Annotated in this window: 22 protein-coding genes; 8 read left to right on the top strand and 14 right to left on the bottom strand. The window is 44.7% G+C overall.

Annotated features, from left to right (window positions below; genetic code table 11):
- Position 1: 1 nt before the first annotated feature.
- The 5 genes from AB4512_RS20085 to AB4512_RS20105 all read right to left on the bottom strand — a co-directional run bounded on the left by AB4512_RS20085 (position 2) and on the right by AB4512_RS20105 (position 5,507).
- Positions 2–1,312 (bottom strand): sn-glycerol-3-phosphate import ATP-binding protein UgpC, encoded by a 1,311-nt coding sequence (locus tag AB4512_RS20085; RefSeq protein ID WP_372175450.1) that lies wholly within the window; start codon positions 1,310–1,312, stop codon positions 2–4.
- A complete protein-coding gene (gene ugpE, locus AB4512_RS20090; protein WP_372175451.1) occupies positions 1,302–2,144 on the bottom strand; it encodes a sn-glycerol-3-phosphate ABC transporter permease UgpE in 843 nt (280 codons plus the stop codon). Before ugpE ends, AB4512_RS20085 begins: the two co-directional genes overlap by 11 nt.
- Positions 2,145–2,182: 38 nt before the next feature.
- Entirely contained in the window at positions 2,183–3,064 is an 882-nt protein-coding gene (locus tag AB4512_RS20095) for an ABC transporter permease subunit (protein ID WP_017060567.1), read from the bottom strand.
- Positions 3,065–3,306: 242 nt separating this feature from the next.
- Complete coding sequence (locus tag AB4512_RS20100; RefSeq protein ID WP_017064900.1) at positions 3,307–4,599, bottom strand: extracellular solute-binding protein; 1,293 nt, start codon at positions 4,597–4,599, stop codon at positions 3,307–3,309.
- 305 nt (positions 4,600–4,904) lie between these two features.
- On the bottom strand, positions 4,905–5,507 hold the full coding sequence (locus AB4512_RS20105) for a 2OG-Fe(II) oxygenase (RefSeq protein ID WP_050711798.1): 603 nt from the start codon (positions 5,505–5,507) through the stop codon (positions 4,905–4,907).
- Positions 5,508–5,709: 202 nt separating this feature from the next.
- Here AB4512_RS20105 and AB4512_RS20110 point away from each other — a divergent pair, with 202 nt between their 5' ends.
- Complete coding sequence (locus AB4512_RS20110) at positions 5,710–6,498, top strand: MBL fold metallo-hydrolase (protein ID WP_017067276.1); 789 nt, start codon at positions 5,710–5,712, stop codon at positions 6,496–6,498.
- Between the two features lie 146 nt (positions 6,499–6,644).
- On the opposite strand, the gene AB4512_RS20115 is transcribed toward AB4512_RS20110, so the two are convergent.
- Positions 6,645–7,073, bottom strand: a complete 429-nt coding sequence (locus tag AB4512_RS20115; RefSeq protein ID WP_017069208.1) for a RimK/LysX family protein — start codon at positions 7,071–7,073, stop codon at positions 6,645–6,647.
- 32 nt (positions 7,074–7,105) lie between these two features.
- Entirely contained in the window at positions 7,106–8,011 is a 906-nt protein-coding gene (gene rimK, locus AB4512_RS20120) for a 30S ribosomal protein S6--L-glutamate ligase (RefSeq protein ID WP_004740040.1), read from the bottom strand.
- A 602-nt stretch (positions 8,012–8,613) separates the two neighbouring features.
- On the opposite strand from rimK, the gene AB4512_RS20125 reads away from it, so the two are divergent.
- Positions 8,614–10,398 (top strand): SgrR family transcriptional regulator, encoded by a 1,785-nt coding sequence (locus tag AB4512_RS20125; RefSeq protein WP_372175452.1) that lies wholly within the window; start codon positions 8,614–8,616, stop codon positions 10,396–10,398.
- A 187-nt stretch (positions 10,399–10,585) separates the two neighbouring features.
- Positions 10,586–11,647 (top strand): MBL fold metallo-hydrolase, encoded by a 1,062-nt coding sequence (locus AB4512_RS20130; protein ID WP_372175454.1) that lies wholly within the window; start codon positions 10,586–10,588, stop codon positions 11,645–11,647.
- Positions 11,648–11,758: 111 nt separating this feature from the next.
- Here AB4512_RS20130 and AB4512_RS20135 read toward each other — a convergent pair whose 3' ends face one another.
- The gene (locus AB4512_RS20135; RefSeq protein ID WP_017060573.1) at positions 11,759–12,184 is read right to left on the bottom strand and encodes a MarR family winged helix-turn-helix transcriptional regulator; all 426 of its coding nucleotides are present in this window, start codon (positions 12,182–12,184) and stop codon (positions 11,759–11,761) included.
- 97 nt (positions 12,185–12,281) lie between these two features.
- Between AB4512_RS20135 and AB4512_RS20140 the strand changes: the two genes are divergently transcribed.
- The 4 genes from AB4512_RS20140 to AB4512_RS20155 all read left to right on the top strand — a co-directional run bounded on the left by AB4512_RS20140 (position 12,282) and on the right by AB4512_RS20155 (position 15,631).
- Positions 12,282–12,773, top strand: coding sequence for a DUF2798 domain-containing protein (locus AB4512_RS20140; RefSeq protein WP_372175456.1), 492 nt, complete (start codon positions 12,282–12,284; stop codon positions 12,771–12,773).
- Positions 12,774–12,806: 33 nt separating this feature from the next.
- On the top strand, positions 12,807–13,112 hold the full coding sequence (locus tag AB4512_RS20145) for a DUF3861 domain-containing protein (RefSeq protein ID WP_102575782.1): 306 nt from the start codon (positions 12,807–12,809) through the stop codon (positions 13,110–13,112).
- Positions 13,113–13,318: 206 nt separating this feature from the next.
- Entirely contained in the window at positions 13,319–14,083 is a 765-nt protein-coding gene (locus AB4512_RS20150) for a hydratase (protein ID WP_372175458.1), read from the top strand.
- A gap of 189 nt (positions 14,084–14,272) precedes the next feature.
- On the top strand, positions 14,273–15,631 hold the full coding sequence (locus AB4512_RS20155; protein WP_059019067.1) for a Na+/H+ antiporter NhaC family protein: 1,359 nt from the start codon (positions 14,273–14,275) through the stop codon (positions 15,629–15,631).
- A 201-nt stretch (positions 15,632–15,832) separates the two neighbouring features.
- Here AB4512_RS20155 and AB4512_RS20160 read toward each other — a convergent pair whose 3' ends face one another.
- The 5 genes from AB4512_RS20160 to AB4512_RS20180 form a co-directional block, all read right to left on the bottom strand.
- Positions 15,833–16,993 (bottom strand): multidrug effflux MFS transporter, encoded by a 1,161-nt coding sequence (locus AB4512_RS20160; protein WP_136973847.1) that lies wholly within the window; start codon positions 16,991–16,993, stop codon positions 15,833–15,835.
- A gap of 210 nt (positions 16,994–17,203) precedes the next feature.
- Positions 17,204–18,697 (bottom strand): methyl-accepting chemotaxis protein, encoded by a 1,494-nt coding sequence (locus tag AB4512_RS20165; protein WP_372125942.1) that lies wholly within the window; start codon positions 18,695–18,697, stop codon positions 17,204–17,206.
- Positions 18,687–19,544 carry an ABC transporter substrate-binding protein gene (locus AB4512_RS20170; RefSeq protein ID WP_017066686.1) on the bottom strand — a complete coding sequence of 286 codons (858 nt, stop codon included), beginning with the start codon at positions 19,542–19,544 and terminating at the stop codon, positions 18,687–18,689. Before AB4512_RS20170 ends, AB4512_RS20165 begins: the two co-directional genes overlap by 11 nt.
- 221 nt (positions 19,545–19,765) lie before the next feature.
- Entirely contained in the window at positions 19,766–20,146 is a 381-nt protein-coding gene (locus tag AB4512_RS20175; RefSeq protein WP_017060579.1) for a hypothetical protein, read from the bottom strand.
- 155 nt (positions 20,147–20,301) lie between these two features.
- Positions 20,302–22,014: an RluA family pseudouridine synthase gene (locus tag AB4512_RS20180; protein ID WP_017060580.1), complete on the bottom strand. Its 1,713-nt coding sequence runs from the start codon at positions 22,012–22,014 to the stop codon at positions 20,302–20,304.
- A 279-nt stretch (positions 22,015–22,293) separates the two neighbouring features.
- On the opposite strand from AB4512_RS20180, the gene AB4512_RS20185 reads away from it, so the two are divergent.
- Positions 22,294–22,746: an NUDIX pyrophosphatase gene (locus AB4512_RS20185; RefSeq protein WP_050633200.1), complete on the top strand. Its 453-nt coding sequence runs from the start codon at positions 22,294–22,296 to the stop codon at positions 22,744–22,746.
- Positions 22,747–22,763: 17 nt separating this feature from the next.
- Here AB4512_RS20185 and AB4512_RS20190 read toward each other — a convergent pair whose 3' ends face one another.
- Complete coding sequence (locus AB4512_RS20190; RefSeq protein WP_372175461.1) at positions 22,764–23,201, bottom strand: bifunctional diaminohydroxyphosphoribosylaminopyrimidine deaminase/5-amino-6-(5-phosphoribosylamino)uracil reductase RibD; 438 nt, start codon at positions 23,199–23,201, stop codon at positions 22,764–22,766.
- Positions 23,202–23,301 lie beyond the last annotated feature (100 nt).

The following is a 23,301-nucleotide window of genomic DNA, read 5'->3' on the forward strand; positions in this document are numbered from 1 at the left end:
ATTAAGCGAGAGCCGTCGTTATGCTTGTCGTCTCTTCGCGTGACTCTTGTGAAGTAAAGTTATTCGGCTGAATACGCTTCCCACGACTGTCAAAAATATGCAGGTTGGATTTATTAATGCTTACTCCGAGCGGCAGTACTTGGCATAGTGTCGTTTCTGGCGTGACGGCGATAAAGGGTTGGTCGTTCACCAGGCCATGAACCAATTGATTCGGCCCCAATGGCTCAACCACACTGATACGCAGTTCGAGAGGCAAGGTGTTCATTTTTAATTCGGAACAAACCTCAGAGTGTTCAGGGCGAATGCCAAGCGTGATAGTCGCGTTCTTAACGTGCGCGTACTCTGGCAGGTACATTTGTTGATCACCGATTTCAAGATAGCCATCATCGAGCGTGGCAGTTAGGAAGTTCATCGCGGGGCTGCCAATAAAGCTTGCCACAAAGGTACTGGCAGGCTGGTGGTAAACTTCTCTTGGTGTGCCGACTTGTTCTATCTGACCTTTGTTGAGAACCACGATTCTATCTGCCAGTGTCATGGCTTCGACTTGGTCATGAGTCACGTAAATACTGGTTACGCCTAGCTCGCGCTGCAGCTTTTTGATTTCTAATCTCATGTGAGCGCGCAATGAGGCATCTAGGTTAGACAAAGGCTCATCAAACAGGAACAGTTGAGGGTCGCGTACAATCGCTCGTCCCATAGCAACACGTTGACGTTGACCACCAGAAAGTTTGGCTGGCTTGCGGTCTAGGTATTCTTCGATCTTCAGCGTTTTGGCGACTTTCTCAATTTTATCTTCAATAAGGTGCTGACTGACACCTCGGTTTTTTAAGCCATAAGCGAGGTTCTTATACACCGTCATGTGAGGGTAGAGCGCGTAATTCTGGAAGACCATCGCGATATCACGCAGGGCAGGTTTCTCTGTATCAACCCGACGACCACCCAAGTGTATCTCACCGCCAGAGATGCTTTCTAAACCCGCAATGGAACGCAAAATAGAAGACTTGCCACAACCAGAAGGACCCACCAACACAAGGAACTCACCCTCATCGATATCAAGAGAGACTCCTTTGACGGCTTGATGGCCGTTTTCATACGTCTTGACCAAGTTTTTGATACCCAACATGGTGGGAGCTTTACGCGTACGATCGTGAGTGGCTTGGTTGTGCGCTAGCGTCTGCTTTAGGTTTGGCATCGAGGTGTCCTCTGTATTTTTGTGGATAGCTTGGTGAGAAGGCTGGTGAGATGTCTTGTACTCATTGAGAGATTGAATGCGGTTATTGTTCATTTGAGTTGTGTCGTTATTATTTTTCACTTTCTACTAGCCCTTTTACAAACCAACGCTGAAATACAACCACCACTAAAACGGGTGGCAACATGGCTAAAATCACCATGGCGAAAGCATAGTCATAGCGCGGTAAACTGGTTTCATTGATGTTGTTGAGTACTTGTTTTATGCCCATCACGATGGTGTTGTAGCCTTCATCGGTAGTCATCATGATCGGCCATAAGTATTGGTTCCAACCCACCACAAACATAATGATGAAAATCGCTGAGATCATGGTTTTAGAAAGAGGCAGCAAGATATCGACAAAGAATCGAAATGGCCCCGCGTTATCTAACTGTGCGGCTTCTAACAATTCATCGGGGATGGTTTTGAAGAATTGCCTAAAAAAGAACGTCGCGGTGGCTGATGCGATCAAAGGTAGAATCAATCCTGTGTAGCTATTAAGAAGCCCAAGCCCTGCGACAACTTCATAGGAAGGGATAATACGAACCTCTAATGGCAGTAGCAGCGTCACGAATATCAACCAGAACCAAGCTGTAGCATAAGGCAGTCGAAAGTAGACCAAAGCATACGCCGCCATCATCGAAATGATGATCTTACCGATCGCAAAACCTAGCCCCATGATCATTGAGTTGGCGATCATTTTACTGGCGGTGACTTCGCCACTGAAGCCCATACTCTTGTTCCAAGCTTCGCTATAAATAGCCGTAAAGTTATCGCCCGGTAGCCATTGCAGGCCTTCGCTGACAATGGTGTTCGGGTTATGCGTCGAGCTGGCAAAGATTAGCCAGATAGGGACCAACATAAACAGCATCCCAGCAATTAAAATTAGGTGGTCAGAGACCTTATTACTTTTCATAAATAACTCCTGTCGCGTTAAAATCCAGCTGTGATGGGCTAGTAATGGACACGCTTTTCTACAACGCGAAACTGGATGAATGTAAGAGTGAGGACCAGCAATAACAGCACAACAGATTGTGCGGAGCTGCCGCCTAAATCTGCGCCAACAAAACCATCTCGATACACTTTGTAGACTAACGAAGTTGTACCGCCACCCGGGCCGCCATTGGTCATGGTGTCGATTACGCCAAAGGTTTCAAAGAACGAGTAGGTGAGGTTGATGACCAGTAGGAAAAATCCGGTTGGCGCGAGTAGCGGAAAAGTAATGGTCCAGAAACGTTTCGAGTCGCTGACACAATCGAGCATCGCCGCTTCTTTTACTGCGTAAGAGATCGATTGAAGCCCAGCCAGAAAGTAGATGAAATTCACCGAAACCTGTTTCCAAACCGAAACCAAAATCAGAGCAAACGTGGCATCCAAAGGGTCGGTCTGGAAGCTAAAGTCCCAACCTATAACCGCAAATATCTCGGCAAACACGCCAATATGTGGGTTAAACAAGAAAGCACCGATTACGCCTGCAATCGCAGGGGCAACCGCGTAAACCCAAGTGAGAGTGACCTTGTAAGCGCCTTGTCCGTGAATGATGTTGTCGGCTTTAACCGCGAGCAGTAGCGCTAAGGCAAGCGATAAGAAAGAGACCACAATCGCGAACATTAAGGTGAAGCCAATCGAGTTCAGATATTCGCTCGATTCGAACAGCATTTGATAGTTTTCGAACCACACGAAGATGGAAGAGGTGCCCCAAGGGTCTTCTAGCATGAAGGACAGGTAAACTGCCTTTGCTGCTGGGTAGATAAAGAAAACTGCAATGATGAGTATCTGAGGCGCCAAAAATAGGTAAGGCAGCGGAGAGTGAAAGAATTGCTGACGTCGTTCCACAGGGTAATCCCCAAAAATTAGTGACTGTTATCACTGTTAGTTACGGTGAGCACTAGCGCTATAGCAAAGGAATGCATCCAGTTGAGTTGTAGTTTTTGGAGCAAGAAATGGCGTTAGTGAAGAATCTCCTCACTCCTTGCCATTACGTTTTTAATGACGCAGTGACAAGTGGTGAGGAGCAATGAACGGCTTTGGTTTGTTAAGCCTTTAGCTCAGTAATCTGCTTTGGTTAAAAAGCCAAATTAGTTCATCGTACGAGCGAAGCGTTTCAGCAGTTTGCTGCTCTCATCTTCGACTTTATCTAGGCTATTCTCGACGCTAGAGCGGTCAGCGAAGATATTGTCGAACTCACGATGCATCACTTCACGAATTTGAGGGTAGTAACCTAAGCGGTAGCCCTTAGTCCATTCGCCCGATTTTAGGCTTAGCTGCTTAACGCCCACTTCTGCATCTGGTTGTTCGTTGTAGTAGCCAGACTCTTTCGCTAGCTCATAGGCAGCCGTTGTTACAGGTACATAACCAGTGGTTTTGTGCCAGTAGACTTGAGTTTCAGGCTTAGTCAGGTAATCAAAGAACGCTGCGACACCTTTGTCTTGTTGTTGGTCATGGCCATTGAGTGCAAACAGAGCTGCGCCGCCAATGAAGGTTAAGCCTGCGTCTGGGTTAACCGATTTCCAGTATGGAAGGTATGTGGTGCCGAGTTCGAAAGGTACGCGGTTACGTAAGCCACCGAATGAGCCTGAAGAACCCATCCACATCGCCACTTCTTGGCGCTCGAAAGGGGTTTGGTTTGCATCCCAGTCGCTGCCGTAATACTTGTAGTAACCTAGATCTGACCACTCTTTCATCTTGCTAACGTGCATCATCATGTCTTTGGTGTTGAACATGATCTTAGTGGACAAGCCATCGTAGCCGTTGTTTTGATCTGCGACTGGCAGGTTGTGGCGAGACTTAAAGTTCTCGAACATGATCCACGGCGTCAGAGATTGAGAAAACGCGATGTGTCCTTCAGCCTTCAGTTTCTTAGCGACCACTTCTAGTTCTTCATAAGTTTTAGGCGCGTCTGCACCCACTTCCGCGAGAAGATCTTTGTTGTAGTAAAGAACCGGTGTCGAACTGTTGAAAGGCATACCAACCATCTTGCCTTGGTTGTCGGCATAGAAGTTACGAACGCCCGCTAGGTAGTCGTTTGAATTAAAGTTGTAACCCGACTCAACCAGAATATCCTGTACCGGTTTCGCGACGTCTTTCGCGTTCATGATGGTTGCTGCGCCTGCATCGAAGACTTGCAGAATATTGGGTGCTTCACCTGCTCGGTATGCCGCGATACCGGCTGTTAAGGTCTCTGTGTATGAACCTTTGTAGATTGGCGTGATCTCGTAATCATCTTGTGACGCATTAAAGTCGGTCGCAATTTTGTTTACTGTTTCTCCAAGCTGGCCGCCCATTGCGTGCCACCAAGTGACTTGAGTCGTTGCGAACGCTGGCATTGCCGCTGTCGCAGAAAGAACGCCTGCCAAAATTAGCTTATTCATCTTCGTTTCCTTTTGGATGAAATCGATGTCGAGGTATTGGATTAGAGTGTTAACGAGACGGTAGGGGTGTCGTTTGAAGCTATCTTGAACAGGGCGTATTTCACTTAAGTGGCTAAACCGTTTCACTGATATGAAAGATTCATTTCGATTTCATTTAAGAGAAAAGTTATTGATGGTTTTAATATTTATTGCGTGCGGTTTTTAAGAGGTATGTTGTTCAATACTCGCTCAATATTTTTTCCATAAAAAAGCCTCTCGAAGGAGAGGCTTTGAATAAGCTAGAGCTTGTTATAATCGGCTTTGTTCTAGTGTGCGATATCGAGTTGGTTGTCTTTCACGCCGTTAATACGGAACCAACCTGCAATACTGAATCGCTCTGTGTTTGTCGGCAGTACCTCGTGTGGGAACTGTTCAGATAAGAACACAAATAAGCGGCCTGACTTTGGTGGAATGGTCGCGATGTGGTTGTCTTTTAGGTCGTAAACCACAAGTTCACCAGCGTCTTCTTCTGTCCACTCATCATTCATATAGAACACAGTGGTCAGGCGGCGGTTTTCATTGCCCTTGAAACAGTCTAAGTGCTTCTGGTAGAAGTCGCCTTTTTCGTATTTAGCAAAGTGCGCTTCGTACTCGAACAGACCCAAAAAGAACGCTTGGTTTGCCGCTAAACGAATTTGTTCCATTTTGTCTAGGAACAGAGATGCTGGCTGACCCATATCGCGACGCACCCATTGAATCTTGTCACTACGAATGGTCGACTCTCGCGTTACTTCATCGTTACGGCCAATCCTAGCCTTTTTCCAGTTCTCTGGAATGCAATCCCTCAATGCCACCACTTCTTCATGAGTTAAGAAGTCATCCCAAACAAAGTAGCCTTGGGTAGAAAGAGCATCGATTAGTTGGTTCATGTATAGCACTCAGACAATAAATTAGAGGCGCATATATAGTCCTAATAACTTAGGTCAACAAATCACGTATTTTGTCGTCACGATAAAAGAGCGGAAGAGCATGGTACTTTGATGTGATTTTATAGTTAACAAATTTGTTACAAATAAATGTGAGTTTGCTATGGTGTAGGTCTGACCAGTTGAATTATCACAAGGAGCGGTTTTGCAGCTGCATACCATCAAAGGCTATATCCAAGACATGTATCTCGTAGAGTACCCAGATAGGTTGCTGTTACTTGATGGTGCGTGCCGTGCGGATATTCCTCATCTTAGGGCTTTCATTGAAGATGAGCTTGGCCGTGAATTTAGCGACCTACATACTGTGGTTGTTACACACATGCATCCGGACCACGCAGGGGCAGCGCATACGCTCAGAAAGCTGACTAATTGTCATTTGGTGGCAGCAAACAGAGACAAAGATTGGTATCACGGCATCGATGGCATTTTGATGCACCTGACCGACTTAGCGCTTGCTAGGTGGATGGCGAACCGCTTAGGCAAGCCTAAAGCAAACCTATGGTATTCAAGAAAGTTAAAGCCGGACTACAAGCTGTCTGATGGGGATAGTATTCCAGGGTTTGATGATTGGTTGGTTCTTGAAACACCGGGCCATACCGACCGTGATCTCTCGGTCTATTGCCCATCACACAGCGTGGCTTATGTTGCCGATTTAATGGTCGAGGTTAAGAAGAAGCTGATTCCGCCGTTTCCTATCTTTCACCCTAATAAGTATCGAGCGTCTGTATCGCGCATTTATGACATGCAGCTCGATACCTTGCTGGTGGCGCATGGTGGGCAAGTCGATTTCAGTCAGAAGGCTTTTGAACACCTGTTGATGAGTGCCCCAAGAAGGCCTGTTACACATTGGCGAGTGACGAAAATCAAAACCAAGAAATTACTTTTATCGATTGGGCGATTTGGTTTTCAATCTCATGGTAAATCGAAGAAATAGATCAGAAGCTTGAATGCAAAGTCGTGTATTCAGAGCTGAAAGTAGAAATAGAAAAATAGATAGCAATAAGGCCAGTCATGAGACTGGCCTTATATCGTTGTGAGTAGCTTTAGTTATAACCTGTGAAGCGGTTACGATGACTCGGATTAGTGAGTCAGCAGGAATTCACCCGCAGGGTCAACAATCACTTTGTCACTCATGCCTTGACGTCCAAGCAACATCATGTAAGTCATGTCTTGACGGTTGCTTAGCGTGATATCGATCGGCCATTCCTGACCACCGATTCTTAGCATGGTTTCAATCACGCAACGGTGTTCAACTTCGCCGTTAGATGATTTAATTTTCTTACTTGTTTTCAGTTTCGCCTTGCAGCGCACCGTCTCTTCTAGGTGATAAACGTCTGGGTGAAGGTCGAACTCTACGAATTTCTCACCATTTGATTTAACACATAGTAGATTGTCTACGTGTAGAGAAGAGGTTTTAGCCCCTGTATCAACACGTGTATGTAGTCCAGTTATCCCTAACTCTGGTAAGCAAAGTGCTTCGGTATTCCCTATGATCATTTTATTGTTCATTTTCTTTCCAATCATGAGTTAACGGTATTCAATCAGCCCTTGCCACGAGTACGGTTAGCGTTTGGCTTTGCATTTTTTTCGATGAACTCGAAAATCATGTCTGCTACATCTTTACCCGTTGCTTTCTCGATGCCTTCTAGGCCTGGAGAAGAGTTTACTTCCATTACTACTGGGCCGTTCTTAGATTGTAGGATATCTACACCACATAGGTTTAATCCCATGATTTTCGCTGCATTGATTGCTGTTGCGCGCTCTTCTTTGGTTAGTTTAACCAGCTGAGCAGTGCCGCCACGGTGCAGGTTAGAGCGGAATTCACCTTCACCAGCTTGACGCTTCATTGCAGCAATTACTTTGTTGCCAACAACAAAACAACGGATGTCTGCGCCATTTGCTTCTTCAATGAACTCTTGAACCAAGATGTTCGCTTTTAGGCCCATGAACGCTTCGATAACGCTTTCTGCTGCTTTGTTTGTTTCTGCTAGTACAACGCCGATACCTTGAGTGCCTTCAAGAAGCTTGATCACAAGTGGCGCGCCGCCTACGTTTTTGATCAGGTCTTGAATCTTGTCTGGGCGGCTAGCGAAACCTGTTTTTGGTAAGCCAATACCTTTACGAGACAACAGTTGTAGTGAGCGCAGTTTGTCGCGAGAGCGACTGATTGCTACTGACTCATTGATACAAAAAGTGCCCATCATTTCGAATTGGCGAACAACCGCAGTTCCGTAAAAGGTAATGGAAGCGCCAATACGTGGAATAACAGCATCGTATTGAGGTAGCTCTTCACCCATGTAGCGAATCTTCGGATTGTTACTCGCGATATCTATATCACAGTGCAACGTGTCGATAACATCGACCTGATGACCACGTGCTTCTCCAGCCTGCTTTAGACGAGCGGTAGAGTATAGATTTTCGTTGCGAGAAAGAATTGCGATACGCATGGCGTTTCCTTAGTTAATACCTGATTGGTAACTGCAAATAAATTAGTTGTTAGCTGAGCTTTCAGTTTTTTCTGAGGCTCCTTGCTTGCTTCGGGGCGAACCTTAAGGCTTTTCGTTCAACTAAGAAAACGAATTAAATTTGTCGAGTCGACAACGGAAATTTATCGATTGTGTGAGCTATTGGTACAGCAGGCTTGAGAGGGGAATTGGAATGGAAAAGCGAGTTGAGACCTAACTCATATTGGGGGTAGGAGCATATTAGGTTGTACCCAACTCGCGTTTACTCGGTGCTAAAAAGTGTACTAATAACGCCAGTTACATAGATCTATAAGTGTTCGTAGTGCTTCTCTTTCGAGCTTACTGCAGGTGCTTTTTAGCTTGTTAAGATAGTATTTTCTCATGGTCATTACTCTCTCTGGTTAGGCTTTATTTACAACCTATGGTTTGTTGCTGACCCGTTCATTATGGATAATTAAGAGGAACTAAAAAACAGATGTTATTTTTATTGGTTGTTCCTGTTTTGGTCGCATTACACTACTTTTTGATGAATGTGTTTTATAATGGGCTTAATTAGGAAGAGCTATCTTTAAAAGGTTCATTATTTGTCTGATCTAAACATGATGCGTTACTACACGCGGCTAGAGTCGTTCGAGCCAAACATTTCTCATTCAGTCACCCTAGCCGAAGTAGCGGATATGCTGTTTACAAGCTTGCGTCACGCTCGAACCTTACTTGGTAAGATGCATCAAGCTGAATGGGTGGTGTGGGAGCCAAAAGTTGGCAGGAATCAACGCTCTAACTTAACACTGCGTTTTAGCAATTCAGAGTTGGCGCAGCATGTTGCAAGTAAACTGATAGAGCAGGGCAAGTACGAAAAAGCACTTTCCATATTGGATAATGACCGCGCTGTGTTTGGTTCTTTACTGCAAGAAACTTCCGGCGCGACCATGCGTGAAGGGCTGCTGCACGTTCAATTAACCTATAAGCGTAAGTTTGAGGATTTGTTTCCGCACCATATACACCGCAGTAGCGAACGATTTTTGATAAGACAGGTTTTTAGCTGCCTAGTGACGTGTAATGGTAAAGGTGAGTTAAAGCCTGAATTAGCTCACCATTGGGAATATGACACAGAGCAACTGGTTTGGACTTTCTATCTGCGCCCCGGTCTGACTTTTCATGATGGGCAACCTGTGGATGCTAAGCAATTAGTTTCGATGTTTTCTGCGTTGCAAACCTTACCTTTCTATCAGACAGAGCTAGCCCATGTCGCTTCAGTTTACAGTGAGCAGCCATTGAGGATCAGCTTTCAACTCACCAAAGCAGATACCGGCTTTGCTGGTTTACTTGCTGGCGTTAAATATTCGATTCAACCTGCAGCGCAAGTCACCCGTGAACCGTCGCCATTAAGTACCGTGTCCCATGCTGTTATTGGAACCGGCCCATTTAAAGTGGTTGATGCCAACAACGAACGAATCAAGCTCGCCGCATTTGAGCATTATTATGGTTGTCGCTCGTTAACCGATGAGGTGACTATCTGGCAGTTTGAGGAATCAATGACGGGCACTGCTCGTTTCGATGACAGCCAAATGCACGTATCGCCTTATGGAAATTCTTCTTGTTTCCATCAATTAGGGAAAAGCGATGCGGAACTTGTTTCAGCAGACACAGACGGCCTTCGTAGCCGAGTCGAGGATGGATGCTTGTTTATCCTGTTCAATCAGAACTCAGCGGCTAACCCACTAAATAATGAGCAGCGCAAATACCTTTCACAACTGACCAACCCACAAGCGATTTTGTCACAGTTGGAACATAACAAGGGTCTGTTTAGTGTCTCTTTAGCTCAAAATATACTGCCAAGTTGGCAGAAATTGTATCGAACGCCTTCGAAAGAGGCACAACTGCCGGAAAAGATGAGTATTGCGGTTTACGACTATTATGCGTTGTATCGATGTGCGATTTGCGTATCTGACATACTCAAACGATATGGTGTGGAAGTTGAGGTGAACACCTACAGTTTTCGAGAATTGGCTCAGTTATCTCAGAGTGGCGAGTTAAAGGAGGACTTGGTGCTGTGTAACTTGAACCTCGATGACAATGCTCCGTCTTCGCTGTTCTCGTGGATGATGAACGACCCTGTTTTGCACTCTGCTTTGGGAGAGATGAACAGCGATTGGCTCAAGCAGCGCTTGGATAGTCATAAAGCATCCGTGGAACTGCCTAATTACTTGGCAGAGCTAGAACCCATCGCGTCTACTCTGATCTCAGATTATTGGTTAGTGCCTATGTTCCACCACTTACAGACCGTTCGTTTCCAAGGGATTCTGAAAAACGTGGCCATCACAAACTGGGGATGGCCAGACTTCAAGAATGTATGGTCTGCTGATTAACCTTTCTTACTAACTAAATAACTAAGTTAGCTCGTTTTCAAAGTCGGTTTTTCCAAAATCGACTTTGACACGCTTACGTCTAGATAAATTAAAAGTTACACTCTGTGGTTTACTTTTTGGTTTTGGTATATAAACTAGTCAGTGTAGTTTTTGAGTTGGGTCTTTCCCAACGGTTGAAGAGATACCAATGAAAAAATATCTATTACCGATTTTAGGAGTACTTGCCGTGGTCGCTATCGTAAGCACAGGTTCACAATCAAATGACAATCTAGATAAGCTTCCAAAGAAGTTTGCTAACAGTGAGTTAGAGTACAAATCGGGCATGTCTGATATTTTTTCAATCTTGAAAGCGTATGTAACCGTGGAAAGAAATGAGCCAGTGCCACGTGCTGCATTGCCTTTGATTCCGATGACAGCCGAGCAATTGATCGAAGAGACAGAAGACGTTGCGTACCGCTTAGGTCACTCAAGTGTGATGATGAAGCTAGATGGCAAGCTAGTGATGACTGACCCTGTGTTCAGTGATCGAGCATCACCAGTGCAATGGATGGGGCCAAAGCGCTTTCACCCAACCCCAATCTCACTGCAAGATCTACCTGACATCGATGTGGTAGTGATCAGCCATGATCACTACGACCATTTAGACAAAGGTGCCGTGAAGGTATTAGCCGACAAAGTAGGGACGTTCTTAGTGCCATTAAGAGTGGGCGCACTGTTGGAAAAGTGGGGCGTGGATAAAGAGAAGATCATCGAATTGAACTGGTGGGAATCGGCAACGGCCTCAGACATTGAGTTCACGTTGACACCGACACAGCATTTCTCTGGTCGTGGCTTGCTTGATCGTGACCAAACACTGTGGGGCAGTTGGGTTATTAACGCTTCAGACAAGAAAGTCTTCTTTAGCGGTGATTCTGGTTACTTCAATGGCTTTAAAGAGATTGGCGACCGTTTTGGGCCGTTTGATTTAACCATGGTTGAAACGGGTGCGTATAACTCACTTTGGGCGGATATTCATATGTTCCCAGAACAGAGTGTTCAGGCACACATTGATCTGCGAGGTAAGGTGATGATACCAATCCACAACAGTACCTTCGACCTTTCTATGCATGATTGGCAAGACCCAATGGAACAAGCACTGGCGATAAGCAAAGAGCGAGATGTACAAATGGTAAGCCCGGTGATGGGTGAACGTTTGGTGATCTCAGAGCCTGTACCTGTTCAGGCATGGTGGAAACTAGCATCGAATTAGAGCTGTCGTCCAAATAGACATAGCTAAACCACTAAGCTGTACAACCCAACTTATACACGAAACGCCACCGATCTTACGATTCGGTGGCGTATTTTAGTTTTATTTTTAAGATCAGCTTTCTAAGTTCTGCGCCATTTTCTTCGCAATTTTTCTGAATTGTTCTAACTCGTCTTCGGCCATGCCTTTGGTCATTCTCTTCAGCATGTCTCGATCGATATCCGAGACCTTACTCATGATCTCTTGACCCTTATCAGTCAGAACCAATAACTGGCTGCGCTTGTCTTCCGGGTTCGGAGACTTCTTCACAAGTTCCTGATTGATCAAGGCATTAATGAGCCGAGTGACCTGTGCTTTATCACGATCTAGGAAGTGTGCGATATCGATAGCGGTACATGGAGACTTCTTAGTAATGATCTTCATGACACGAATGTTCATAGGTGCGATCTCTGAGTCTAAGCTCTCAATCTGTTCGCTCATTTGACGTTTCAAAGAGTGCACTAGACGAAAGATTGATTCTAGCGATGTGTTATCAGACATAAACGATCCTTAGAAATATAGTTGACATTATCAACTACTGTATTTATAGTTGACATTATCAACTTAATTGTTCGTAAATTCAAGACAGGAAATAGATATGACGATTCAAGCAACTCTAACGCCAACTCTTCCTGAGCAAAAAGGCACACCGGTTTTATACAAAGTTTTGGTCATGATGAGCTTAATGCTGACGATTGGCGGCAGTTTAACGGCTGTGATGACTTACATGAATGTCGGATTCGGCGAGGAATTTATTGGCAACTGGCTTTCTTCGTTAGCCCTTGTTGTCGTGATCATGATGCCAATGGGCACGGTGATGATGGCTTTAGTCACCAAAGCCGTTGCTAGAGTGTTCACAACTTATAGCGAGAAAGTTCGCAACCTGATCGTGGGACTGATCATGGCTTTTATCATGGAGTCCATCATGGCATTTGTAACAGCTGCAAATAATATTGGATTTTCGGATACATCGGCGTTTACCAGTGGATGGTTTAATGGATTTATTGCCGCGCTTCCTGTTGGCCTTACGATCATGGTCGTAATGTCGATGACGGTTAAACCTAAGCTTGAACGATTCATGAAGAGCTAGCCAAAACATTTCACAGCATTGTAGGAGATCCACATGACAGCATTTACAGGTAAACACAATAACTACCGCATCACTATTGAAGAAGTGAGCGTTAAAGAAGACCGTGAACTTCAAACCATGCAGTTTGAAATTGAAGACAGAGAAAACATGTTCGCGATTGTTGAGAAGATCAAACAAGACAGCGGCTTAGACGAGCAATCTGCAGCGCGACTCGGGGTGAGCATCCGCTTACTTGGCCCAATGATGATGCAAGATAGAAAGCACCCTCTGTTTGTTGATTTCATGCCTCACTTCAGAAACTTCATGCAGAATCTGAAGAAGACATTGAAAGGGCAGTAAAGCCTAATCATCAGTAATACATCGAAAAGCCAGTAACCAACTTACTGGCTTTATTTACATTTAAATCAAAATAGTTTCAGTTGTTTGCGTCTAGAATATGCGAAAATTGAGGACTAAATTTTCGGTGTTGCACCGTTGTTTAATTGTCTATTCAAGCTTCAAGAAATCCGATATTATACTGGTCATAAAACTAAAGGTGGTATTATATGACAAATGTATTTAAGCAAGCAGCTGAAGAATTGCTAAGTCGCCGCGTTGCGGGAACTAAAGCACCAAGATTGGACGAACAGTACCGTCCCAATAACTTGGAAGATGCGCTAAAGATCCAATCATCAATGATCGATCTTAAGAGCGACAAGGTCGGTGGTTGGAAGTGTTTGCTTCCTTTGGCTGAAGACAAGTTCATTGTTGCGCCTATCTTTTCGGGTAGTGTTCAACAAGGCGAGGTTTGCGAACTGTTTGCTGACAACGACGTAGTACGTGTTGAGCCTGAAATTGCATTTACTCTTGCTAAGAGCTTGCCTGCAAGCCAAGAAGGCTACAGCGAAGAGCAAATCAACGACGCGATCGGTTCTTGCCACATGGCACTTGAGTTGATGCAGTCTCGTTTTGCTGATGACAGCGGTGCTGAGTTCTACGAAAAGCTTGCTGATGGCCTAGTGAACCAAGGTCTGTTCATTGGCCCTGAGATTGATCGCGAAAAAGCGTTCACTTCTGCAGAGATCAACATTGAAGTGACTCAAGGCGAGCAAGTTCAAGCATTCGACGGTAAGCACCCGAATACACTGCCACCAAGCCCAATTTACTGGTTGATTAACTACATGACGCGTCGTGGTGTTGATTTCCAAGCGGGTGAAGCCATTATCACGGGCTCTTACTGCGGTATCGTGGAAATGGAATTCGATAAACCAACGACCTTCCACTACGAAGGCATTGGTGAATACCAAGTAACGTTCAAGCAGAAACGCTAACTTCTAGCGGCGCACTATCTGTTATCGAAAGGCTGTTTACTGATGAGTAAATAGCCTTTTTTATTACGTGATGCTCAATAGGGTTCTTATTACTTTGCATTAAATTAGGCGTTTAGACGTCTAGACGTTGACAAGTTCTAAGTGTGACATTAGTCTGCTCACCTTCCTGTTCTATTGTGTTGTCGTTCCATGTCCAATTCAAAAAATTCTAACGCGGTAATTGCCCCTTCTGCAGTGGCGCTTATCCCTCTGATCGTTTTCCTTGCGCTGTTTATTGGCGTGGGTACATACCTGTCGCTACAAGGCGTCGATTTTGCTTTCTATCAACTTCCAGCTCCGATTGCGGCTCTGCCTGCTGTGATGTTAGCGTTGCTATTGAGCAAAGATAAATTGAACCGTGCGATTGAGCAGTTCTTAGGTGGCGTGGGTCACAAAGACATTATCGCAATGTGTATGATCTACCTATTGGCGGGTGCTTTTGCTGCTGTGGCTAAAGCTTCTGGTGGCGTGGACGCGACGGTAAACCTTGGTCTATCGGCTATCCCAACGAGCATGATCCTACCGGGCATCTTCCTTATTTCGGCGTTCATTGCGACAGCAATGGGCACCTCTATGGGTACTATCGCTGCGGTTGCTCCTGTTGCACTAGGCATTGCTGACTCAGCTGGTATGAGTATTCCTCTAACCGCTGGCGTAGTGCTAAGTGGCGCTATGTTTGGTGACAACCTTTCTATCATCTCAGATACCACGATTGCCGCGACTCGCTCGCAAGGCTGTGAGATGAGAGACAAGTTTAAAGAGAACATCCGTATAGCACTTCCTGCTGCACTTATCGCGATTGTTATCTTTGCTTTCAACAGCACAGCAACTCAAGTTCCTGAAACAGGCCCAATTGAATGGCTGAAAGTCCTTCCGTACATCACTATCCTAATCCTTGCGGTATCGGGCATGAATGTGTTCGTTGTGTTGACGATTGGTATCTTGCTAGCGGGTGGAGTGAGCCTAGGTTCTATTGAGAACTACGGTATGACGGATTACGCTCAAGACATTTACGCAGGCTTTGGCAACATGCAAGAGATCTTCTTACTGTCGATGCTGATTGGTGGTTTGAGCGAGCTGATGCGTCGCCAAGGTGGATTAGCGTTTCTGACTAATTTAGTGAGCGGTTTGATTCGTGCATTTGGTTCTTCTCACTCTAAGCAAGCGAATGGCCGTGCGAGTGAGCTAGGCATTGCAGGCTTAGTATCAATGGTGAACCTATGTACGGCAAACAACACGGTCGCAATCATTGTGTCTGGTAGTGTTGCTCGCCAATTAGCTGAAGAGAACGATGTGTCTCCACGCCGCTCTGCAAGCTTATTGGATATCTTCTCGTGTGTGATTCAAGGCGTACTGCCTTACGGTGCTCAGGTGTTGCTATTGGGCTCTGTGTTTAACCTATCGCCGCTAGAGATCGTGTCTAACTCTTACTACTGTTTCGCGCTTGCTATCGTGGCTGTGGTCGCTGTGTTTATTAAACACCCAGCGCGTAAAGTGGCTCAAGCATAGTAGTCATTGTCCAAACTGAGTGATCACTGGCTCTAATAAGAAGGCTCCTTAATAGGAGCTTTTTTGTGCATGAAACTCATGGTTTGAAAATTCAATGTACGTCTTCAAATACAAGAAAACCGCCTAAGTAGACGGTTTCTAATTTCGTTATAGTGGTTTTCAAGTTTATTGTAGTGTGAATGACAATTAGGCTTGAGAGCTTTAATTCAGCTTCGTCGTCACGAACTCTTTGTTTCTAACCATTAACCACATCAGGCCGCCTAGCGTACCGATGGATAATTGAATAAAGCCTAGGTTTTCAATCAGTGACTCTGGGCGTATTGAAACTAATACCATACCAAGCGAACCACAAATCATGCTGAAGAACTGAATCAGTGCGACGGCAGAGCCCGTGTCATGATCTTGTTGATTCAACATTAAGTTGGTGCCCGGTACTCGCATGATGATCGCCATTAATGTTGCTGGAGCAGCGATGAACATAAAGAACCAAGGGGACAGGTCGCCAATGGTTAGGGTGAAGATGCCCGCAAGCGCCAATAAAGCAAAACATCCTGAGATGACCTTTTGAACCGGCATTCGGTAGGACAACTTCATGTAAATTGTTGGACCAAATGAGGCGCATAATGCATTGAATGCGAACGCGTAGCTAAACTGTTGTTCGGTCAATCCAAAGTGATCGATGTAGATATAAGAACCCGCCGCAAGAAAGCCCATCAACGCCATCGGTATGATAGAGAAAATGACCAGTAGCTTGAGGAACGAGCTGTTTTTCATGACCACGCCCATTCTTCCCCATGAGCGGAACATAGAACCTTGGTATTTGCTTTCGAGTGTTTCTCGATAGCAGCAAGCTAAAACTGACGCAAATGCACCAAAAATGGCGAGGGTGACGAACATCATTCGCCAAGACGCAATTTTCAGTAGAAAGGCACCAAATACAGGCGCAACCATTGGCGCGATGATCACCAGTGACATGATAGTCGCCATGATCTTTTCACGTTCTCGGCCATCATAAAGATCTTTGACAATGGCGGTAGCGATAACGGTGATAGCACTACCAGCAAAGGCTTGGAATACACGAGCACCAATTAACTGTTCGATGCTATTGGTCATCGCGCACAATATGCTCGCGACCATATAACCCGCTAATCCAATTAATAGGATCGGCTTACGACCGAATTTCTCGCTGAGCGGCCCCCAAAATAAAAGACCAATAGCGTAAGTAACGAAGTAGCTGCTCAGGGTTAGGTTGACCATTGATCGGTCAGTATTAAACACGTCGACCATCTGCGGAAGCGCAGGTAGGTAAAGGTCGATGGTCAATGGAGGGAAAGCACTTATTATGACGAGAAAAAATAGCATACCGGTCTTTCCCAGTACTGGTTGTGGTCTCTTCAAGGTGGCTCTCCGTTGTCCAAAATAGGTTTTTAATTGGTGTGATAGTATCTTTAGGTTTTGTATGATTAGTTATCTCAAAGCTCTAAAATCAGCAAGGATTTGTGACCTCTAAATGTTTAACATCGAGTTGAAAGGTTCAAGCCAGCAAGTACCTATGCTGGCTTGAGGGTATACTTAGAACTTAAATTTAGCAATCTGAGTGGAGAGGACAGTAGTTTGCGTCAAGATATCATTGGATACGTTTGCCAAATCGTCATTCACGTTAACTAGTTCTTTTGCACTACTATCAAGAGACTGCATGTCATTTGCGACTTTTGAACTAACGTTTGACTGCTCTTCGCAGGCGGATGCAACAGAATCTACCATGCCATTGATGGACGTTACGGAAGAGATAATGCTCGATAGTGCTTGCTGTATTTCATCTGCGCTGGTTTTTGTTTGCTCCACTAAAGCTTTCGAGCTCTGTGTTGCAACAAATGACTCGTTTGCTTCTTTTTGTAGGCGTTCAATAATAGATTCAATTTCATTGGTTGAATCATGGGTTTTAGACGCTAATGAGCGCACTTCATCCGCAACAACCGCAAAACCACGGCCAGACTCACCGGCCCGTGCCGCTTCAATAGCTGCATTCAATGCCAATAAATTAGTTTGTTCCGCAATCGCTTTGATGACTACAATCACTCGACCTATATCATCACTGCTTACTTTTAGTGAATTCGCACATTCCGCTGCACTTTCCAGACTTACGACCAAGTCATCAATATTACGTTCATTGATATCGATTGTGTGACCACTTTGCTGACAAAGCTCGAGTGCATCATTTGATTGATACAGCGTATTTTCCGTATGAACAGCAATTTCTTTGGTTGCTAAATCAAATTGCTCAATGCTGTGCAAACTTTCTTGAGTTAACAAAGATTGTCGTTGGCTTTGTTGGTTCATTTCATCACGTAGTTGCGATATACCGTGGCCACTCTTATCCAACATTTTGGTCGTGTTCGATGTTTCGAGAATGATAGATTGAATAGTAGCAACGAATTGGTTGAATGCTTTCGCAAGTGATGTGACTTCATCATTGCCTACTTCCGCAACACGTGAAGTGAGGTCTCCTCCACCAGAAGCAATTTCATTCATTGAATCAGCCATGTTTTTGATGGGCCTGACGACTTTTCTATCGAGGACTATGGAAATCAGAATCAGGCTAGCAATAAATATGCAAAGCAAAATACTAATCGCAAGTTGCATAGAGTTCATTAAATTAGCATTCGTCACATCATGGTTAAAACCAACATTAACTTTACCGATAGGCAATGAATCCCATGAAATAGCCATCGATGAGGATTCATCAATGTCACGTGGATTAACACTACCTAATATGTTGTTATTTTGATCGAGCACTTGAATGTTTGCGATTACGTCATTATTTGAATACGCTTCAATGATATTAAGTATCAGTGTCTTATCGTATGCATAAACAGGTTCTTGCAATATCACACTTAATTCAGAGGTTATACGCTGGATTTCTTGTGAAGATTTATCAGTAACGTTTGATTGGTTAATCATAAATTGGATTGGCAAAGCGATAGCAGCAACAATAAGCATCACTGCAGCGATCAGTAAAACCATTTTTTTTGTTATTTGGTTCATAAAAATGTACTCAGTTGGCAAGCGGATCAAAGAAATATTTTTCTGGGATAGAGCGGGTGTCTTCGGTCAGATATGGATTTTCAAGATCGATAATAGTTCGCTCTGAAAGGTTGGCCCGTGAGAGCGCCATTCTTACTTCGGAGTCTTCGAAAAAGAGTTTCTCATAGGTGCCATCAGCGAAAATTTCTTCAACCACTTCTGTGATGTGTTGCTGAAGTTCTGTGTTTTCTTTTTGGACAAAGAGCATATATGGCATGCGATAGCGGAGCATGACATGACTATCAACAGCTAAAGGTAGTTCTGGGTATGATTGCATTTCTGCAAATGGTTCCATGACACCACGAGCAAACAAGTGGCACCGATTACCAGCAAGCATCATCTCAAAAATATTTGGATATTTAAGCGATTTAGCGGTTTTTATACCATTGGCATCAAGAATGAATGTGTCTGGCCATGTTTTCCCTGAACAAACTTTAAAGCGCGTGAAATCCGCTTTAGATCTTACGTTTGCGAGTAATTGTTTATCTTTTTCATGAATTAATCCGATTCGCATACCAAGCATTCCTCGATATATAGGGAACAATATTGGAGCAAAGCGTTTTTCCATGTCGAGACTGGTCGCTGACCAATAAAGGTCAATCTCTCCCGACTCTAAATCCGCCATAACTCTTGATTGAGCAGGTTCCCCTGTTGCTTGATAGACAAACTCGATTTCATCGAATCGGCTCGAGCGATTAACAATTTCTTGAACCAAAGTAAGGTGCAGTTTTTTGTCATTCGGTTTACCTGGCAATCTTAAAGGTTCAGCGTAAGTTATTTGGCAAGTACTAAAAATAAGTATCAAAAAAGTAAAAATGGAGCGAAACATTCTTGGTTCTATAGGCGTGTGATTAAGTGGCGGTAATATCGGTTACCGTGTGCTATTTTGATACGAAATTAACGCCACATTGTGACTTTTCTCTCGTTTTGTATGGGTAATTTAATGCAAGGTCGGATCTGAAATATAAGCATGTAAATATAGGTTTCCAGCCCAATCAGGGTAGCTTGTAATCGCCAGCGACACATTGTAATGATTATCGACTTGGCTTGTTATCTTTTCTTTGGGCGTTTTTCGACTAAACCGTTACGCTCTAAACCACGTCGAACGCTGCTGCATAGTTTACCAAAGCGGCGCAGTTCTTCGAAGTTAGGGCCTTGGCCAATGGAAATACTGTGCTCCCAATACATTAACTCGCTGTCGACCATCTCAAGTAGTTTCTTAGAGCAACCCGAGCAATTTCCTTTTGGACCACAGATAAACGTCTCTGACTCGTAAAGTGGGAGTTCGTTTTTAACTTCTTCAATTAAGTTAAGCATTGCCGAGTTTAAGTCTGGCTTTTTGGATGTAATTGGCTTCAAGCTTGGTGCTTGAGTTGCAATTAATGGGGAAGTCAGTTTGTTAGGTTGTAAATTCAAAGCAGCTGATGACATATCAAAGGCCTCAAGGAGAGAAGAAGGTGGGCATGCTACTCTTCACAACAAAGTGAATCTTGATGTAGTGCAATAAGCGTGGATATATACCCAAAAGAGGTAGGAGCCACAAGCGGTTGTGACTCCTTATCAAAGCTCGGTACTAATGAGAGATTTTAGAATTCGGCGTCGAACTGGAATTCCATCCACTCTTTGGTGACTGGGTGGTGCAGCGCAAGTCTTTCTGCGTGTAAGTGCAATCGGTCGGCTTTATTGCCATACAAGCCGTCACCGACGATAGGCATGTTAAGGCCTTCTTGGTGTGAACAGTGAACACGCAACTGGTGTGTACGCCCTGTTTTAGGATGCAGGTAAACCTTAGTGGTTTGCCCGTTTCGCTCAATCACTTCCCATTTGGTTTCTGCTGGCTTGCCGTGTTCGAAGCAGACAATTTGACGAGGGCGGTCATACAAATCACCACGCAATGGCAGTCGAACATAGCCTTCATTTTCTGTTAGAACGCCTTCAATCATTGCCACGTAACGCTTTTCGACTTCACGAGTAATGAACTGCTTCTGTAAGCTCTTGTTCGCACGTCGTGTGAGAGCGAAGATTAGAATGCCAGAGGTCGCCATGTCTAAGCGATGAATCACAAATGGGCCTTCAACATCGGGATGCATTTCTTGAACACGTGTGTAGGCGGAATCTTTGATGGTTTTACCCGGCACGGATAGAAAACCTGCTGGCTTGTGTACTACCACGATGTGCTCATCTTGGAACAGAATATCCAGCTCTTTGCCTTCTGCTGGGTTCTCTAGCAATGGGTTTGGATCGACTTCTAGGCCTTTCATCATATGGCCTAAAATCGGCACACATTTACTCTGACAAGAAGCGTAGTATTTCTTGTGCTTGCGGATTTCCGACTTTGGAGAGCGGCCCCACCAAAATTCAGCCAATGCCAGTGGCGTGTAACCATGTAAGTACGCGTATTGCAGCAATTTAGGCGCAGCGCATTCACCAGAGCCAGCTGGTGGTATCTTGTTTGGCGTGTTTTCAAAGATTTGGTTAAGGTCTTCAACGTTTCCTTCCGCATTTTGGAAAGCGTATTGTGAAAACAACTTGTGTTGAAGCTGATGAGAAATGTGTGCTCTTTGCTCTTTTAGCTCAGCCAGTTGAGTGTTGAAAACATCCACTTTAGCCTGCAACACTTGCAGGGTCTGTTCCCAGTTAAGTTTTAGGTACTTCTGCTGGTTCTTGTCGGCAACACTGGCTTTGTTTAGCTCATTATTTAGCTGTTCGAAAGCTTGCTCATCAAGGTTTTCTTTACCTTGTTCACGTTGTTCTTTACGCGTTTTTCGGCCTTCAATAATCAATAGACGTTGAGCTTCAATCTCTTGCTCGGCTTGCGCTTTTTGCTGTGCCAGTTGCTCGCACAATTCAAGGTATTCAGTATTTGCTTGCAGCGCTTTAAACTCAGCGTTGACAGCCATCATGTCGGCTGTGTCTTGATGGAAAAAGCTGTCGCTGCTGAGCATGTCGAACACGGGCGGTACAAAGTGAGGCAGTAGGTTTTGGTCGGCGATTTTCCCTGAAAAAGCAGAGAAGTACCCCAATTCACCTTCAGGGCTTTTCACCAATAACACACCAAACATTTTGCCGCGACCAGCGTCAGTATCAAGTCCGAAGTCATGCTGCCAGTCGGTTTGAGTTTCTAGATATTGTTGAAGCTGATGAGAAGCGATTTCACACAGTGGGTGCGGTTCGTAGTAGAACGGGAATGTGAAACGCTCAGGCAACGAATATGACTCGATCGGCTGTTGAAAACGAGTGAAGCAATGCTCAGGTGTGTGGCTGTTTTCTGAGTCGTGCGTTGGTTTTGATGAGTGCATAGTCGTATTAATACTTATATCGTGGTGATAAATGGTTGTGAGTCTACTGTGTATGTTTAGAGACGTTAAACACAGTACAAGGCGGCGATTCTACTCTTTATCGAAAAGCGCCTCAAATAAGAAATAGTTCTATAATTGGATAGCCAAGCGACGAGCCTATGAGTTATGGCTTGAACGCCATTAATTGATGAGTGACTTCTCGTTTTTAATCATAGAAGACAATTTAACAAACCAAGGGTGGTAGCCTTGCCGCCCTCTTATGAAAACTAAGGTAACGTTATGATTCCACTCAATACTTCGATTGTATCTGGTGTCGCTATTTCAGAGATCGACGGACAAATGAAAATGCTATTAATGAAGCGTGTTAAAGGTGAGTTTTGGTGCCATGTTGCAGGCTCGATTGAAGCGGGAGAAACAGGCTGGCAGGCTATCGTGCGCGAGTTTGAAGAAGAGACCCAAATTAAAGTGGAAGCTTTGTATAACGCGCAGTTTCTGGAGCAGTTTTATGAGGCGCACGTGAATGTAATTCAGCTAATCCCTGTCTTCGCAGTGCTATGCTCGCCCAACCAAGCGATTGAACTGAATGACGAACATACCGAATACCGTTGGTGCAATTTAGAAGAGGCAAAAGCGTTAGCGCCGTTCCCTAACCAACATGCCGTCTACGATCATATCTGGTCGTATTTTGTCGATAAGCCAGTCAATCCGCTTTACCGAGTGAAATTGAACTAATACTGGCTGTTTAAGATCTAGGACTTACCAAGGTAAGGGGCTAAAAAGGCGCTCACTTGCGCTTGGCATAACCCCACATCCACCTTCACGCCGTGCGATTCAAGGATCGCAACTCCACGACCATTATTACGAGGGTCTGGGTCTAGCATCGCCACCACTACGTGTTTTACACCTGCTTTAACCAATGTATTGGCGCAAGCGGGTGTTCTGCCGACAAATGAACATGGCTCTAAAGTTACGTAAGCGGTAACCCCTTCCATTGTTCCGTCCGTTTTGTCGTTATAGCTATTGAGCGCTTCGACCTCGGCGTGGTTTCCGCCGACTTTTTGCGTGTATCCAACAGATACCACCTTATCGTTCCTCACCAAAACGCAGCCTACTGGCGGGTTTGGTTGGCAATCAGGTAAGGCTTGGCGCGAAGCTTCGAGTGCTTGCAGCATGTATTGTTGGTTCATGGTCGTTACTCAGTATGACGAGGGCGCAGCAGTTGGTGAAGTGCGCGTTTGATTTGAGAAGTGGGGCATGTTCGATCTGATTGGGATTTTAGTCAATGGT

The organism is Vibrio sp. 10N.222.52.B7, assembly GCF_041474275.1.
Taxonomy (GTDB): Bacteria; Pseudomonadota; Gammaproteobacteria; order Enterobacterales; family Vibrionaceae; genus Vibrio; species Vibrio crassostreae_C.

Coding starts and splice junctions, on each gene's coding strand:
- AB4512_RS20145 (WP_102575782.1), top strand. CDS start 12,807: ATGACAGCATTTACAGGTAAACACAATAACTACCGCATCACTATTGAA.
- AB4512_RS20105 (WP_050711798.1), bottom strand. CDS start 5,507: ATGAACCAACTAATCGATGCTCTTTCTACCCAAGGCTACTTTGTTTGG.
- AB4512_RS20180 (WP_017060580.1), bottom strand. CDS start 22,014: ATGCACTCATCAAAACCAACGCACGACTCAGAAAACAGCCACACACCT.
- AB4512_RS20150 (WP_372175458.1), top strand. CDS start 13,319: ATGACAAATGTATTTAAGCAAGCAGCTGAAGAATTGCTAAGTCGCCGC.
- AB4512_RS20135 (WP_017060573.1), bottom strand. CDS start 12,184: ATGTCTGATAACACATCGCTAGAATCAATCTTTCGTCTAGTGCACTCT.
- AB4512_RS20100 (WP_017064900.1), bottom strand. CDS start 4,599: ATGAATAAGCTAATTTTGGCAGGCGTTCTTTCTGCGACAGCGGCAATG.
- AB4512_RS20190 (WP_372175461.1), bottom strand. CDS start 23,201: ATGAACCAACAATACATGCTGCAAGCACTCGAAGCTTCGCGCCAAGCC.
- AB4512_RS20175 (WP_017060579.1), bottom strand. CDS start 20,146: ATGTCATCAGCTGCTTTGAATTTACAACCTAACAAACTGACTTCCCCA.
- AB4512_RS20155 (WP_059019067.1), top strand. CDS start 14,273: ATGTCCAATTCAAAAAATTCTAACGCGGTAATTGCCCCTTCTGCAGTG.
- AB4512_RS20130 (WP_372175454.1), top strand. CDS start 10,586: ATGAAAAAATATCTATTACCGATTTTAGGAGTACTTGCCGTGGTCGCT.
- AB4512_RS20185 (WP_050633200.1), top strand. CDS start 22,294: ATGATTCCACTCAATACTTCGATTGTATCTGGTGTCGCTATTTCAGAG.
- ugpE (WP_372175451.1), bottom strand. CDS start 2,144: ATGAAAAGTAATAAGGTCTCTGACCACCTAATTTTAATTGCTGGGATG.
- rimK (WP_004740040.1), bottom strand. CDS start 8,011: ATGCGTATCGCAATTCTTTCTCGCAACGAAAATCTATACTCTACCGCT.
- AB4512_RS20160 (WP_136973847.1), bottom strand. CDS start 16,993: ATGCTATTTTTTCTCGTCATAATAAGTGCTTTCCCTCCATTGACCATC.
- AB4512_RS20140 (WP_372175456.1), top strand. CDS start 12,282: ATGACGATTCAAGCAACTCTAACGCCAACTCTTCCTGAGCAAAAAGGC.
- AB4512_RS20170 (WP_017066686.1), bottom strand. CDS start 19,544: ATGTTTCGCTCCATTTTTACTTTTTTGATACTTATTTTTAGTACTTGC.
- AB4512_RS20115 (WP_017069208.1), bottom strand. CDS start 7,073: ATGAACAATAAAATGATCATAGGGAATACCGAAGCACTTTGCTTACCA.